General features: G+C 38.5%; 14 protein-coding genes. All 14 read left to right on the top strand.

All coding sequences use genetic code 11. The annotated features are described in order from the left end of the window. Positions 1–3 precede the first annotated feature (3 nt). The 14 genes from V179_RS0112975 to dnaG all read left to right on the top strand — a co-directional run bounded on the left by V179_RS0112975 (position 4) and on the right by dnaG (position 15,018). Entirely contained in the window at positions 4–966 is a 963-nt protein-coding gene (locus V179_RS0112975; protein WP_028391846.1) for a PhoH family protein, read from the top strand. Between the two features lie 384 nt (positions 967–1,350). Next, entirely contained in the window at positions 1,351–3,510 is a 2,160-nt protein-coding gene (locus tag V179_RS0112970; protein WP_028391845.1) for an HD family phosphohydrolase, read from the top strand. Then, positions 3,507–3,980 carry an rRNA maturation RNase YbeY gene (ybeY, locus tag V179_RS0112965; protein WP_028391844.1) on the top strand — a complete coding sequence of 158 codons (474 nt, stop codon included), beginning with the start codon at positions 3,507–3,509 and terminating at the stop codon, positions 3,978–3,980. Before V179_RS0112970 ends, ybeY begins: the two co-directional genes overlap by 4 nt. Continuing rightward, entirely contained in the window at positions 3,961–4,335 is a 375-nt protein-coding gene (locus V179_RS0112960; RefSeq protein WP_051404947.1) for a diacylglycerol kinase family protein, read from the top strand. Before ybeY ends, V179_RS0112960 begins: the two co-directional genes overlap by 20 nt. Before the next feature lie 59 nt (positions 4,336–4,394). Beyond that, a complete protein-coding gene (locus V179_RS0112955; RefSeq protein WP_028391842.1) occupies positions 4,395–4,793 on the top strand; it encodes a cytidine deaminase in 399 nt (132 codons plus the stop codon). Continuing rightward, positions 4,786–5,715, top strand: a complete 930-nt coding sequence (gene era / locus V179_RS0112950) for a GTPase Era (protein ID WP_028391841.1) — start codon at positions 4,786–4,788, stop codon at positions 5,713–5,715. The genes V179_RS0112955 and era overlap by 8 nt, the downstream gene beginning before the upstream one ends. A 98-nt stretch (positions 5,716–5,813) precedes the next feature. Then, on the top strand, positions 5,814–5,954 hold the full coding sequence (locus V179_RS30070) for a YqzL family protein (protein WP_084552340.1): 141 nt from the start codon (positions 5,814–5,816) through the stop codon (positions 5,952–5,954). Positions 5,955–6,250: 296 nt separating this feature from the next. Beyond that, on the top strand, positions 6,251–7,003 hold the full coding sequence (gene recO / locus V179_RS0112940) for a DNA repair protein RecO (protein ID WP_028391840.1): 753 nt from the start codon (positions 6,251–6,253) through the stop codon (positions 7,001–7,003). A 576-nt stretch (positions 7,004–7,579) separates the two neighbouring features. Further along, complete coding sequence (glyQ, locus tag V179_RS0112935; RefSeq protein WP_028391839.1) at positions 7,580–8,461, top strand: glycine--tRNA ligase subunit alpha; 882 nt, start codon at positions 7,580–7,582, stop codon at positions 8,459–8,461. Positions 8,462–8,464: 3 nt separating this feature from the next. Beyond that, the gene (gene glyS, locus V179_RS0112930) at positions 8,465–10,534 is read left to right on the top strand and encodes a glycine--tRNA ligase subunit beta (RefSeq protein ID WP_028391838.1); all 2,070 of its coding nucleotides are present in this window, start codon (positions 8,465–8,467) and stop codon (positions 10,532–10,534) included. A gap of 319 nt (positions 10,535–10,853) precedes the next feature. Continuing rightward, a complete protein-coding gene (locus V179_RS0112925; protein WP_028391837.1) occupies positions 10,854–11,492 on the top strand; it encodes a helix-turn-helix transcriptional regulator in 639 nt (212 codons plus the stop codon). A gap of 24 nt (positions 11,493–11,516) precedes the next feature. Continuing rightward, positions 11,517–12,323, top strand: coding sequence for a pyruvate, water dikinase regulatory protein (locus V179_RS0112920; RefSeq protein WP_028391836.1), 807 nt, complete (start codon positions 11,517–11,519; stop codon positions 12,321–12,323). A 380-nt stretch (positions 12,324–12,703) separates the two neighbouring features. Further along, entirely contained in the window at positions 12,704–13,180 is a 477-nt protein-coding gene (locus tag V179_RS0112915; RefSeq protein WP_034301617.1) for a YaiI/YqxD family protein, read from the top strand. Between the two features lie 29 nt (positions 13,181–13,209). Further along, complete coding sequence (dnaG, locus tag V179_RS0112910) at positions 13,210–15,018, top strand: DNA primase (RefSeq protein ID WP_028391834.1); 1,809 nt, start codon at positions 13,210–13,212, stop codon at positions 15,016–15,018. The last annotated feature ends 28 nt before the right edge of the window (positions 15,019–15,046 follow it).

Genomic DNA, 15,046 nt, shown 5'->3' with positions numbered 1-15,046 from the left:
CGAATGTCAGAAGATATAAAAGCGATTAACGTAAGGCTTGAATCTCCCCATGAAGCGCAAGCGCTGTTTGGTAATGGGGATGTACATATTAAGATACTTGAAGAAGAACTGCAAGTTTCCGTGATTACACGTGGTGAAGGTATTACGATTGCAGGCGAACTTGACCGTGCTGTGCTTTGTGAAGACGTTTTACGATCTCTACTTGTTATTATTCGAAAAGGCATTCATATAAGTGGACGAGATGTAATCTATGCACTCGAGCTTGCCAAAAAAGGAACACTTGAATACTTCGCCGATTTATATGAAGAAGAAGTTGGCAAAAATGCGAAAGGAAAATCCATCCGTGTTAAAACGCTTGGACAGCGTCATTACATCCATTCGATTAAGAAACATGATCTTGTTTTCGGGATTGGTCCTGCGGGTACCGGTAAAACATACTTAGCTGTTGTGATGGCCATCAATGCATTGAAAAACGGGAAGGTAAAGCGAATTGTTTTAACTCGTCCTGCAGTTGAAGCTGGCGAAAGCTTAGGTTTTCTTCCCGGCGACTTGAAGGAAAAGGTTGACCCATACTTAAGGCCATTGTATGACGCTCTCCATGATATGCTTGGCGTGGAACAGACGCAAAGAATGATGGAACGCGGTACAATCGAGATTGCCCCACTTGCCTATATGAGGGGGAGAACTCTAGATGATGCATTTGTCATTCTTGATGAGGCTCAAAACACGACTCAGGCACAAATGAAAATGTTCTTAACTAGACTTGGCTTTGGGTCAAAAATGGTCATAACGGGGGACAGGTCACAGATTGATCTCCCAAAAGGAGTGAAGTCCGGCTTAATTTCAGTAGTAGGGATATTGAAGGATGTGAAGGGTCTTTCTTTCATCTATCTTGAACAGAGTGACGTAGTCCGTCATCCACTAGTTGCGAAAATTATCTCCGCCTATGATACGGTTGAAGAGTAAAGTAGAAACTTTAATCAGTGGGGGTTACTGCCCGTTAGCGGGATAAATAAGGATTACATGAGGGTTAGAACTTGTACAATCTATACGATTTACTATGTATAGGTGATACGAGGTCTGACTCTTCTTTGTGTCTCAGATCATCTAAAGACCTAGCTTAAGATCGCTCAAGACTCTCGTACATTTATTCGCGTTAAATTTTTAAAAGGAGTTTAACTCTTTGTCAATAACCGATACTGGTAAAAGGAAAAAAGATCAATTTTCTGACGTAATCAATGAGAAGTGGATGAAATGAAGAATGAAAACTGTTATGATTTTACATAATAGCAACTGCCAATTCTTAGGTGTATATAATTAGGATGAAAAACAAAATAGGAGGGGCGATTTTTGAAACGAGTTCAAGACTATGTGCGTAAATTAAGAGAACTATTAGGCAATAGATTTGTCCGGGTTTTGTTGTTTGTACTAATCGGTGTGTATTGCTGCTTTATTATGTTTTCAAATGTAAAACCTGAAAAGATTAATATCCAATTGTTTCAGCCATCTGAACAAACGATCCGAGCCACAAAAACCGTTGAAGATACATATAAAACTGAACAAGAAAAAGATGAAGCAACAAAGCAAGTATCAGATGTATATACGTTAAAAAAGGAATATGCCCAAAATAAAGTAGATTTAATTTCATCTATTTTCGATTCTGCTTTAGAAGTAAAAAAAGAAGCAGAAGAACCGATCGGAAAAAGTGAAACTGGAAAACCGAATCCGGTTACCGTAGAGGACCAATTAGCCTTACTTAAGGAAAAACTAACAGAAGATGTGAGTCGTGAAATTGGTGACAGCGTGCTGAGTTCGCTTGTCAATGCCGACGAAGATGAGTTGAATATTACGAAGGACTTGACAATTACCGCGGTTAACAATGTCATGAGTGCAAAAATTGCCGCAAATGATGTTGAAAACGCGAAGAAAAGGGCTGAAGAAGAGCTAAGATATGCTAGTATTAGTTCAGAGCTAAAGTCTGCATCCGTTTCTTTAGCACGAAATGCAATTATCCAGAACTATTTCTTTGATAGAGATAAAACGGAGGATCAACGACGGAAGGCAGTCGAAACCGTTGAACCTGTAAAAATTCTGCAAGGACAAATCATTGTTGAAGAAGGACAACTTGTAGATCGGGAAGTATATCGACAACTTGAACTAGCAGGTTTTCTTAATAATGAAAATACGATTTATCCGTTTGCTGGATTATTTCTTCTTGTGTTCATTTCTCTAGCGGGATTTTATTATTATTTTTATCATTCCAATAATCTTGAGATAAGCAAAACCAATCAAATGTTGATTTTTGCCCTTGTGTTTATTTTGAGTATCGGAACGATGAAAATATTCAGTTTGCTTGGTGATCTAAAGTACGGGGAAATCGGCTATTTCTTTCCGGCTGCCCTGGCAGCTATGCTATTGAAAATCTTGCTAAATGAGCGATTTGCCGCAGCGATTATGATTATGCTTGGCGCGTTTGGCTCGATTATATTTAATGCAGATACTCCTGGTAATCTGAATTATACAGTTGGGTTATACATATTATTTAGTGGCATTGCCGCAATCGTTATCATGTCTCGAAAAAACTTCCAAATGAAAATTTTACAGGCTGGGCTCGTTTCGTCGGTCATTAATATTATGCTCGTGTTTGCGATTACGTCTATTACAAATGGCAACTATACGAAGATGGAGTTTATGATTTATTCGCTAGCTGCCATCGTATCTGCTTTAGGATCAGCTGTATTAACAATTGGTTTACTGCCATTTTTTGAAGCTGGTTTTGGCATATTATCGTCTATTAAATTACTTGAACTTGCTAATCCAAATCATCCTCTAATACGGAAAATATTGACGGAAGCACCAGGTACATATCATCATAGTGTGATGGTTGCGAATTTGGCAGAGTCGGCTTGTGAAGCGATTGGGGCAAATGGGTTGCTTGCAAGAGTAGGATGTTATTATCATGATATTGGGAAAACGAAACGGCCGCATTTTTTCATCGAAAATCAAATGAATAGTGAGAATCCGCACGATAGGTTGCCGCCTGAGACGAGTAAGAATATCATCATTGCCCATGCTGTCGATGGAGCAGCGATGCTTAGGAAGCATAAGTTTCCCCAGGAAATTATTGATATAGCAGAACAACATCATGGCACGACATTGCTGAAATTTTTTTATCACAAGGCCCTAAAAGAAGACGAGTCAACACTTGAGGAAACCTATCGATATCCAGGTCCAAAATCACAATCTAAAGAGGTTGCCATCATCGGCATTGCCGATAGCGTAGAAGCTGCAGTCAGATCGATGAATCATCCGACTCAGGAGAAAATAGAAGCGCTCGTTCGTGCGATCATTACCGATCGTTTGAATGACAATCAATTTGATGAATGTAATATTACAATGCGCGAATTAAATGTAGTGAGAGAGGCTCTTTGTGAGTCTTTACACGGTATCTTTCACTCAAGAATAGAATATCCCGAAATGAATAAAACTGAACAGAAGGTGAATGTATGACAATTGACATCGATTTTTTGGATGAGACAAATGAAGTGAGCGAAGCGGCAGTTGAACTTGTTGGGAAAGTGATTCAATTTGCTGCAAGCAAAGAAGGAATTGAAGTAGGTAGCGAATTATCTGTTACATTTGTAAGTAACGAAAGGATTCGTGAAATCAATTCTGAATATCGTAATAAAGATTACGCTACAGATGTGATTTCCTTTGCGCTTGAAGAGATGGGGGAAGATGAGGTGGAAATCGTCGGTGACAATCTACCAAGAGTACTAGGCGATATCATCATCTCGATTGAAAAAACAAAAGAACAAGCTTTGGAGTATGGTCATTCTTTCGATAGGGAGCTTGGGTTTCTTGCGTTGCATGGTTTTTTGCATTTGTTAGGCTATGACCATATGAACGAAGAAGACGAAAAGGAAATGTTCTCGCGTCAAACGGACATTCTAGAAGCATATGGGCTTAAAAGAGACTAAGCCAAAGTCACCATTGAATAAGAGTTTTGGTTACGCTTTTTCCGGTATTATTCAAGCGATTAAATCAGAACGTAATATGAAGATTCATGTAGTTACTGCTCTTATTGTCATCTGTTTTGGCTTTTACTTTTCTTTGTCTGGAATCGAATGGCTGTTCATCTTGCTCGCGATTTCCGGCACGATTACGTTAGAAATGGTGAATTCAAGCATTGAAAGGGCCATCGATTTGGCTACAGATCAAATTCATCCATTGGCAAAAGAAGCAAAAGATTTTGCAGCAGGGGCCGTTTTGATATATGCTATATTCTCTGTCATTATAGGAATCATCATCTTTTTGCCGAAAATAGTCGCTTAAAAATCGAGCTACTTTTATGTATTGAATAAATGACTCCATGTTTGAAAGGAAGACTATAAATGAAAACTTCTCAACTAATCACTGAAGCGAAATTAGCAAGGGAAAAAGCGTACACACCGTATTCCAAATTTAATGTAGGTGCGGCATTGCTGACTACGGATGGTAAAGTGTATCATGGTTGTAATATTGAAAATGCTGCTTACTCCATGACCAACTGTGCCGAACGTACAGCTATTTTTAAAGCCGTTTCAGAAGGAGATACGAAGTTCGCTGCGATTGCAGTTGTGGCAGACACTAAAAGACCTGTGCCACCATGTGGGGCATGCAGACAAGTGATTGCTGAATTATGTCCAAAAGATATGAAAGTGGTTTTAACGAACCTAAATGGGGATATACAAGAACTAACAGTAGAAGAATTGCTGCCAGGAGCATTTACACCGGAGGATTTGAATGGATAAATTATTTGAAGATACGCAAGAAAAAGGGTATAAATCAGGCTTTATTTCAATCATCGGCAGACCAAATGTAGGGAAGAGTACGTTCCTAAACCGAGTAATCGGACAAAAGATTGCCATTATGAGCGATAAGCCGCAAACGACTAGAAATAAAGTTCAAGGTGTTTTAACGCAAAATGATTCACAAATGATTTTCATCGATACACCTGGTATTCATAAACCGAAGCATAAGTTAGGCGACTTTATGATGAAGGTTGCAACGAACACGCTGAAGGAAGTGGACTTAATCCTTTTCATGATTAATGCTGTTGAAGGATATGGCCGCGGCGATGAATTTATTATTGAGAAATTAAAAAATGTTAAAACGCCGGTATTTCTAGTTGTAAATAAAATCGATCAACTGCATCCGGATGAGCTGTTGCCACTGATTGAAAAATATCAAGCGCTATACCCATTCACAGGCGTTGTGCCGATTTCTGCCTTAGAAGGAAATAACGTCGAAACATTACTCGAACAGATTAAGAAACATTTGCCAGAAGGTCCGCAATTTTATCCAGCAGATCAAGTGACGGATCATCCTGAGCGCTTTATCATTTCTGAATTAATTCGTGAAAAAGTACTTCACTTAACACGAGAAGAAATTCCGCATTCTGTTGCCGTTGTAATTGATTCGATCAAAAAGATGGATAATAGTGAAACGATAAATGTTATGGCAACGATTGTTGTTGAACGAGACTCACAAAAAGGGATCGTCATTGGCAAGCAAGGGAAAATGCTGAAAGAAGTAGGCAGTCGTGCGCGTGTTGATATTGAAAATCTGTTAGGTTCCAAAGTGTTCTTAGAACTATGGGTGAAAGTTCAAAAAGATTGGCGCAATAAAATGTCCCAACTACGTGATTATGGATTTAACGAAGATGAATATTAATTAACAATATTTACGTCTTATGAAAATGGATTAAAGGGTCAAGATATAAATAGGTCAGAAAAAAAGAATCATGCTACTCACGAAAGGTGGGCTTTACGATGTTAGAATTTACCTGGGGAATGTTTAGTCAAACCGGTAATATTGATACCTATCTTCTTTTTAAAGAATTAGAGGTGGAAAAACGCAGTCGAGCCGAGGATGACGAAGAGATAGCTGAAATTGATTTTCCTGTTACCTGATGTTTGTCTTGCATTCTAAATATACATGTTCAATAGCTAAAGGCGCCATGGCTCGTGGGAGTCAGGCGTTCTTTGCGCTTTTTTGGTAATGTAAAAAGCATTACGGATAAATTGCGGTATGCCAACGCTCTTTGTCAGGGCTTCGAGATTTATTAATATAGCCAACCTACCTAGAGGGTATACTTATTTTAAAGGCTCCGCACCGTCACTGATGTGATTAGGTATAGATTGATCCTTCATGGTAAATGGTGGCGTATAATGCCATACAGGTTTGTATGAAAGGTGGTGAGCATTGCTTGATACAAAAATGTGAAGGCATTGTTATACGGCGGACAGATTATGGCGAGAATAATAAAATTATTACCCTATACACTCGGGAATTCGGTAAGATAGGCGTAATGGCAAGAGGAGCCAAAAAGCCTAATAACAGACTCGCTGCCGCCACCCAGCTTTTTTATTATGGGTATTTTGTGTTTACTCCTTCGAGTGGTCTTGGGAGCCTTCAGCAAGGTGAGACAATCGATTCGATGCGGCAAATAAGAGAGGATATCTTCGCAACAGCTTATGCATCTTATATGGTAGAATTATTGGATCGAAGCGTGGATGATCGTAAGGCTAATCCGTTTCTATTTGAACTGCTCTATCAATCGCTACACTACATAAATGAAGGCTATGATGCTGAAATTCTCAAATTCATTTTCGAAATGAAGATGTTGCAAGTGAATGGACTTAGTCCTACACTCAATCAATGTGCCAGTTGCGGCAATAGTGAAGGTGAATTCTCTTTTTCGATACGAGAAGGGGGATTTCTTTGTCACCGCTGTGTCGGAAAAGATCCGTTTCATATGAAAATTTCGGCTGCAACTGTTAAATTGCTGCGCTTATTTTATTTTTTCGATTTATCACGACTTGGGAATATATCTGTTAAGCAAGAGACGAAGAAAGAATTGCAGACGATCATAGATGCATATTATGATGAATATTCTGGATTGCATTTAAAGTCGAAGAAGTTTTTAAAACAGATGGATTCGATGAAAGAACTATTTTAGAAATATTGACAACCGAGCAACTCTTCGTTAAAATTCAAAACATAATCGAATTTAATGCGTTGAAGAAAAGGAGTACTTGATTTTCTCCATATAAGTGTGAGTTCAAATAGGAGGATAAAGAGAGCTGAGAAATTCACAAGCTTTTTATCAGACTTTTGAACAACCTAAAAAAAGCGAACCTGGGACGGTGTGAGCCAGGCTATGGACTTTCAAGGAAGGCGTTTCTGAGCATATTAGCTGCATTTGCAGATAAAAGAGGTCGTGTATGTACACGGCAATTAGGGTGGAACCGCGGGTAAACTCTCGTCCCTATGCTATAGGCATAGAGACGGGAGTTTTTTGTATTTATGTATGAAGGACATGTGGACTTAGGCTTCGCGACTTCTGAAACAGCCAGTCTACTAATGTAGATACACTTCCTTTATTAAGAAAGTAGTCCAAAATCCAGCTCCGCACCGCCACCTTTTTGATTAGGCGAGTTAGCGTGCTACAGGATGGAACCTTCAAAGTAAACGGTTTTTAGATTTAACACCATAAGAGTTTTGTTAAAAAATAATATGTAAATGGAGGAGCAGTATGAATATCCAAAATATGATTTTAACGCTGCAAAAGCATTGGTCAGAGCAAGGCTGTATTTTAATGCAAGCATACGATGTCGAGAAAGGGGCGGGGACGATGAGCCCATACACATTCCTGCGGGCAATCGGGCCTGAGCCGTGGAATGTGGCTTACGTGGAGCCATCAAGACGTCCTGCAGATGGACGCTATGGTGAGAATCCTAACCGTCTTTATCAGCATCACCAATTTCAAGTGATCATGAAACCATCACCAGATAATATTCAAGAGTTGTATTTAGATTCCCTAAAAGCACTTGGAATTGATCCACTTCAGCATGATATTCGATTTGTAGAAGATAACTGGGAAAATCCATCACTCGGCTGTGCCGGATTAGGCTGGGAAGTTTGGTTGGATGGCATGGAAATCACTCAATTTACTTATTTCCAGCAAGTCGGTGGATTAGAATGCAAACCGGTTTCTGTCGAAATCACATATGGAATTGAACGATTGGCATCTTATATTCAAGAAAAAGAAAATGTCTTTGATCTTGAATGGACAAACGGCTTTACCGTTCGTGATATATACGGTCAGCCGGAATATGAACATTCCAAATATACATTTGAAACGTCTAATCTTGAAATGCTTTTCCAATTATTTACGATGTATGAAAAAGAAGCACACGCGCAAATGGAAGCAGGACTTGTACACCCGGCTTATGATTATGTATTGAAATGTTCTCATGTGTTTAATTTGCTCGATGCCAAAGGAGCTATTTCTGTTACAGAAAGAACGGGTTATATTGCACGCTGTCGAAATTTAGCTCGTAAAGTCGCGAAAACCTTCTATGATGAACGTGAAAAATTAGGTTTCCCAATTTTAAAGCAGAAAGGAGAGAACTAAGCCATGAGTAAGCAAGATTTATTAGTGGAAATTGGATTAGAAGAAATGCCTGCAAGATTTGTTACAGCGTCGATGGAACAATTGTCTGATAAAGTGCAAAAATGGTTAACAAAAAAAGCGATTCCTTTTGGAGAGGTCTCTATATTCTCAACACCTCGTCGTTTAGCCTTTTACATCCAAGATGTGGCAACGGCTCAAGCCGATATTGAGGAAGAAGCAAAAGGTCCTGCTAAGAAAATTGCCCAAGATGCAGAAGGAAATTGGTCAAAGGCAGCAATTGGATTTACAAAAGGTCAAGGAATGACGGTCGATGATATTTATTTTAAAGAGATTAATGGTGTGGAGTATGTTCATGTTAATAAGTTTATTAAAGGACAACCGACTCTTCAATTATTAACAGAATTGAAGGAGATCATCACCAGTCTTTCATTTCCTAAAAATATGCGTTGGGCAGATCAAGAACTTCGCTTTGTTCGTCCGATTAAATGGCTGGTAGCACTGTTCGGTGGTGAAGTAATCCCATTTGATATTGCGGGAGTAGAAACAGGCCGCGTGACAAAAGGACATCGTTTTCTTGGAGAAACTGTAGAAGTCATCACACCTGATCAATATGAAAAAGTACTAGAACAACAATTTGTCATTGCTGAACCGAAAAAACGGAAGCAGTTGATTCTCGATCAAATTCAAAAGCTTGAAGAAGGGAACGGTTGGCAAATCCCTGTTGACGCAGACCTACTTGAAGAGGTTAATAACTTAGTGGAGTATCCTACTGCTTTATTCGGGAATTTTGAAGAAGAATTCTTGGAGCTTCCACAAGAAGTGTTGATTACTTCGATGAAAGAACATCAACGCTATTTCCCTGTTAAAAGTAAAGACGGCAAATTGCTGCCCCATTTCGTGACCGTTCGTAATGGAAACGCAGACCATCTTGACAATGTTTCAAAGGGGAATGAAAAAGTCTTGCGTGCACGTTTATCTGATGCAGATTTCTTCTATCGCGAAGATAAGAAAAAAGAGATTGCAACTGCTTTAGAAAAATTGAAATCAATAGTATACCATGAAGAAATTGGCACATTGGCTGAAAAAACTGCTCGTGTTCAGAAGCTCACAGGAATACTTGTCGATCAGGTAGAACTTTTCGATCAGAAAGAACTTGCCTTACGTGCAGCGGAAATTGCCAAATTTGATTTAGTGAGTAACATGGTTTACGAATTTCCTGAATTACAAGGCTATATGGGCGAGAAATATGCATTATTAAAAGGAGAACCAAAAGAAGTAGCGGCTGCAATTAATGAGCATTATATGCCTAGACATGCAGAGGACAGCGTTCCTCCATCGTCAATTGGAGCAGTATTAAGTGTCGCTGAAAAGATTGATACAATCGTTTCGTTCTTTGCGATTGGCGTCATTCCAACGGGCTCCCAAGATCCATATGCATTACGCAGGCAAGCTAGCGGTGTTGTTCAAATTTTATTAGAGAAAAAGTGGTCGGTGTCACTAGAGAAAATACTCACATACGCTTTAGATGAAATGGAAGCAAACGGACTTGTTAAACGAGACAGCGCTGAAATTTTAGCGGATCTGTTGCAATTCTTTAAAGCACGTGTGAAGCATTTATTAACTGAAAAAGGCATTCGTTATGATTTGATTGATGCACTTTTGACAAACGAGATTGGCAACGTATCAGCTCTAATAAACCGTGCTTTTGTGCTAGAAAAAGAAAAAGACAGTTTGGAATTTAAAAAGAATATCGAAGCGATAAGCCGGGTAATGAATATCGCAAGTAAATGTGAACAGAAACAAACGATCGATCCATCGCTATTTGAAAACAATGAAGAAGCAGCATTATTTGAAAAATACCAAACGGTTGCTACTAAATACGGTGAAACAGTTGATGAGGAAACTCGCTTTCAATTACTCGTGTCTCTTCAGCCGGAAATTGATCAATACTTTGAACATACAATGGTCATGGCAGAGCAAGATTCTATTCGCGAAAATCGCTTGTCGCTCATGAAGGGAATTAGTGAGCTAGCAGAAAGTTTTGCGAGCATGAATAAAATGTTATCCTTATAAAAACGAAAAAATGAGGATGTCTTATAAGGGTCTTACCTCGCACGCTAAATCAGTATGTAGTTGTTGCGGGGTCTGACCCTTTGTTTTTGGAACAGGTTTAATTTGGATATAAGGGCATTTTGGATCTTTATATTCCGTATTAAACCCTTACTGATTGAAGTATCACTTTACTGGAAAAGAAACGGAACTGATCTAGCTTGGTAAACTTGACTTGATGTTTAACCCTTATTACATAGTGTTTTCTGTGCTCTTTTCATCTAAATAGGTTATAATAAAGACTAATAGTATAGCCTAATACGTTTCTCTGCTAAACAGTAGGGTGGTGATTAAAATCGAATTAAATAAACGTCAAGAATTGATTGTTGAAATTGTAAAAGAAAATGGGCCGATTACTGGGGAACATATTGCAGAAAGGCTCAATTTGACGCGAGCTACATTAAGGCCAGATTTAGCCATATTAACAATGGCTGGATTTCTCGATGCAAGGCCAAGGGTCGGTTATTTTTATACAGGTAAATCTAGCACACAGCTCCTAACGGATAGTTTAAATAATATTTATGTGAAAGAATATCAATCGATTCCAGTCGTTATTGATGAAAGCATATCGGTCTATGACGCGATTGTAACCATGTTTCTTGAAGATGTTGGTACGGTATTCGTTGTCGATAAGCATGCTTTACTTGTCGGCGTTCTTTCGCGTAAAGATTTGTTAAGGGCGAGCATCGGAAAGCAAGAATTATCAACGATACCTGTCAATATTATTATGACAAGAATGCCGAACATAACGATGTGTACAAAGGAAGATTTAATGTTCGATGTTGCTAAGAAATTGATTGAAAAGCAGATTGATGCGCTCCCAGTCGTAAAAGAAGTGGAAAGTGGAGTAGAAGTGGTAGGGAGAATCTCGAAAACGAATATAGCTAAGGCATTCGTTTCGTTAGCTGAAGAAAGCTATTAGAGACTTTAGGGGGAATAATTAGAAATGAAAGGTTCGATAATTTTTGTAGTTTCCGATTCAATTGGTGAAACGGCAGAGCTTGTCACCAAAGCAGCAGCCAGTCAGTTTTCCGCTAATCATTTCTCAATAAAGCGAATTCCGTATATTGAAGATGAACAAGGTGTGGATGAAGTGATTGCCCTTGCTAAATTAAATCAAGCAATTATTGCGTATACACTCATAAAACCAGATATTCGGGCATATATGAAAGAACAGGCTGAAATGGAAAGCGTATTAGCATATGATATCATTGGACCACTTATGGACATGCTTCAGCAAAGAGCAGAAACATCGCCCCTCAATGAGCCGGGGATTGTACGCAGACTTGATGACAACTACTTCAAAAAAGTAGAAGCGATTGAATTTGCGGTAAAATATGATGATGGACGTGATCCACGTGGCATTCTTCGAGCCGATATTGTCCTTGTTGGTGTCTCAAGAACATCGAAAACACCATTATCACAATATTTAGCGCTTAAGCGATTTAAAGTTGCAAATGTGCCAATTGTTCCGGAAGTTGATCCACCGGAAGAATTGTATCTCGTTCCACCAGAACGATGTTTCGGTCTAAAAATCAGTCCTGAAAAGCTGAACACCATTCGTAAAGAACGTTTAAAATCGTTAGGGTTAGGTGATCATGCAATTTATGCCAATATAGAACGGATTAAAGAAGAGCTTAAGAATTTTGATAGCATCGTTTCTAAATTGAAATGTCCAATCATTGATGTGACAGATAAAGCGGTGGAAGAAACAGCTAACACGATCATTAATATAATAAATAATCGCAAATAAGTGAAATATATGTTTGCCGCTATGTCAAATGGCGGCTCCTTTTTATGGTTTGCGAATTTTTTTTTGCAAAAAAGTAATGAATACAAAGAGGATTTTGACACCGATTATTCCTACATCGGATTTTAACCATTCGAAAAAGATTTCAATTGTGTGATTCCAAGCATTTTAAGGTGAAATGGTAGCATCTTTTTAACAATTGTACTATAATAAAAAATTGTGAGAAAAACGAATTTTTAGGTTTAGAGTTAATTAATACGGAATAAACTATAAATATTAGAATGTCAAGGATTTCATCATGATAAAATTCGACAGATGTGCTTTTTCAGCAAAGAATCGAAGGAGAAAAAAAGGATTATGCAGAAAGATGTAGAATTAATACTATGGTGAAAGAAAAACCAATCATTTATGTAGATGCTGACGCATGTCCCGTAAAAACTGAAACATTGCATTGTGCTAAAACTTTCGATGTATCAGTTGTTTTTGTCGCTTCATATAAAAATATGATGAATGATCCTGAAGGCGAATGGATCTATGTAGATGCAGACAAAGAAGCAGCAGATCTTCAAATTGCAAATTCCGTAAAAAAAGGTGATATTGTGATTACTGCTGATATTGGATTAGCCGGAACTCTGCTCGCTAAACGAGTTTATGTATTATCTCCTCGTGGGAAGGAATATACAGAAGATAAAATTATGTCACTTCTTGATATGCGTTATCAATCTGCCAAGCTTCGCAGGCAAGGTAAGCATACAAAAGGACCTAAATCGTTTACAAAGGAAGACAGAAAAGCATACGTTGAAAAACTTATGGGGATTTTGTCGAACCTTGCAGGAATTAACGGATCCATGTCGAATTAAGAACAATCACCGAATTGTAAGGTGAAAATATGGCGAATGCCCGAATAGAAGATGAAAAATTAAATCAAATCCGAGAAGCTGTGGATATCGTCGATTTAATTGGCGAATACGTCCAGCTAAAAAAACAAGGGCGAAATTATTTCGGCCTTTGTCCGTTTCATGGTGAAAGCACCCCTTCCTTTTCAGTATCACAAGATAAGCAAATCTTTCATTGCTTTGGCTGTGGGGCAGGCGGCAATGTATTTACCTTTTTAATGGATATCGAAGGCTATAGCTTTATCGAAGCCGCCAAAAAGGTTGCTGAAAAAGGAAATATCCCGTTAGATGTCGAAATAAACCAAGAATCATCCCGTCCTCAAATGCCTGTTGAATCTAAACAGATTATTGAAGCACATGATCTTTTGAAAAAATTCTATCATCATCTCCTTGTTAATACAAAAGAAGGGCAAGACGCATTAGAATATTTACTTCAACGGGGATTTACGGAAGAAACCATTGATAAATTCCAAATAGGCTATTCTTTGGATTCGTGGGACTTTGTTTATAAATTCCTTACGAAAAGGGGATATGAGCCGGAGCTTTTAGAAAAAGCAGGTTTAACCATTTTAAGAGAAAGAGATGGCACCTACTTTGATCGTTTTCGGAATCGAATCATGTTTCCGATCATGGATCATCAAAGTAATACGGTTGCATTTTCAGGGAGAGCCCTCGGGTCTGATGAGCCGAAATATTTAAATAGTCCCGAAACACCGGTATTTAATAAAAGCCAGGTTTTGTATAATTTTCATGCTGCAAGGCCACATATTCGGAAGAAAGAACAAGTTGTCATATTTGAAGGTTTTGCTGATTGTATCTCTGCTGTCCGTGCAGGTGTTGAACAATCGGTAGCAACAATGGGAACTTCCTTGACTGAACAGCATATTCAAATGCTTAAGCGGAATACGGACCATGTTTTGATATGCTATGATTCAGACGCAGCTGGAATGAACGCGGCAAACAGGTCACTAAATATGCTTCTTCAAAGTGGATTTCAAGTGAAGGTAGCGGTCATGCCAGATCAACTCGACCCCGATGACTACATAAAGAAATATGGCGAAAAAAGCTTTAATTCTGAAGTAATAGGGGCCAGTTTGACACATATGGCTTTTAAAATGCTTTTCCTCCGTAAAGGAAAAAACTTAAATTATGAAGGAGATCGCATTCAATATATTGAAGATATATTACAGGAGATTTCACGGCTTGCAAATCCGGTTGAAAGAGATCATTATTTGCGTCAACTATCTTCTGAATTCTCCTTATCACTAGATGCGTTAGAGCAGCAGCAAAGGCAAGTTTTTTTCTCGGAGAAAAAGAAAGGGAATATCACTTCGCCTGCTCCTCCTAAAATGAATTCTTTACAATATGAGCGAAAGCTTAGACCCGCTCATTATAACGCTGAACGAATGATGATTGCCCATATGTTAAAAAGCAGGGAAGTCACAGCAAAAATTCAAGCACTGCTCGGAACAACCGTTTTTCATGTGGATGAACATCAAGCGATCATTACGTATTTATATGCATTTTATGAAGATGGGCACGAGCCAGATGCGAGTTTTTTCTTAACATACTTGCCTGATCAAAACTTGAGAAGAATTGTTTCTGAAATAGAAATGATGCCAGTGAATGAGGAAGTTACCGATAAAGAACTGACAGATTATCTAAATCAAGTGTTGAAATATGAAAAGATGTTAATGATAAAAGAAAAAGAAGCAGAGCGAAAAGAAGCAGAACGCCGTAGTGACTATCTTAAAGCGGCAGAGATTGGTATGGAAATTATTCAATTACGAAAATTATTATAGTTGGTTACGGGTGTAAGTCTTGGAAGGA

The sequence above is a fragment of the Bacillus cihuensis genome (assembly GCF_000504145.1).
Classification (GTDB): Bacteria; Bacillota; Bacilli; order Bacillales; family DSM-1321; genus Peribacillus; species Peribacillus huizhouensis.
The sequence above is the reverse complement of the archived record's forward strand: the minus strand, read 5'-3'. Positions and strand labels throughout refer to the sequence as shown.

What these genes read in the sequence shown, in the direction of transcription:
- V179_RS0112975 (WP_028391846.1), top strand. Translation starts at nt 4, where the DNA reads ATGTCAGAAGATATAAAAGCGATTAACGTAAGGCTTGAATCTCCCCAT.
- ybeY (WP_028391844.1), top strand. Translation starts at nt 3,507, where the DNA reads ATGACAATTGACATCGATTTTTTGGATGAGACAAATGAAGTGAGCGAA.
- V179_RS0112960 (WP_051404947.1), top strand. Translation starts at nt 3,961, where the DNA reads ATGGGCTTAAAAGAGACTAAGCCAAAGTCACCATTGAATAAGAGTTTT.
- V179_RS0112955 (WP_028391842.1), top strand. Translation starts at nt 4,395, where the DNA reads ATGAAAACTTCTCAACTAATCACTGAAGCGAAATTAGCAAGGGAAAAA.
- era (WP_028391841.1), top strand. Translation starts at nt 4,786, where the DNA reads ATGGATAAATTATTTGAAGATACGCAAGAAAAAGGGTATAAATCAGGC.
- V179_RS30070 (WP_084552340.1), top strand. Translation starts at nt 5,814, where the DNA reads ATGTTAGAATTTACCTGGGGAATGTTTAGTCAAACCGGTAATATTGAT.
- glyQ (WP_028391839.1), top strand. Translation starts at nt 7,580, where the DNA reads ATGAATATCCAAAATATGATTTTAACGCTGCAAAAGCATTGGTCAGAG.
- glyS (WP_028391838.1), top strand. Translation starts at nt 8,465, where the DNA reads ATGAGTAAGCAAGATTTATTAGTGGAAATTGGATTAGAAGAAATGCCT.
- V179_RS0112920 (WP_028391836.1), top strand. Translation starts at nt 11,517, where the DNA reads ATGAAAGGTTCGATAATTTTTGTAGTTTCCGATTCAATTGGTGAAACG.
- V179_RS0112915 (WP_034301617.1), top strand. Translation starts at nt 12,704, where the DNA reads ATGGTGAAAGAAAAACCAATCATTTATGTAGATGCTGACGCATGTCCC.
- dnaG (WP_028391834.1), top strand. Translation starts at nt 13,210, where the DNA reads ATGGCGAATGCCCGAATAGAAGATGAAAAATTAAATCAAATCCGAGAA.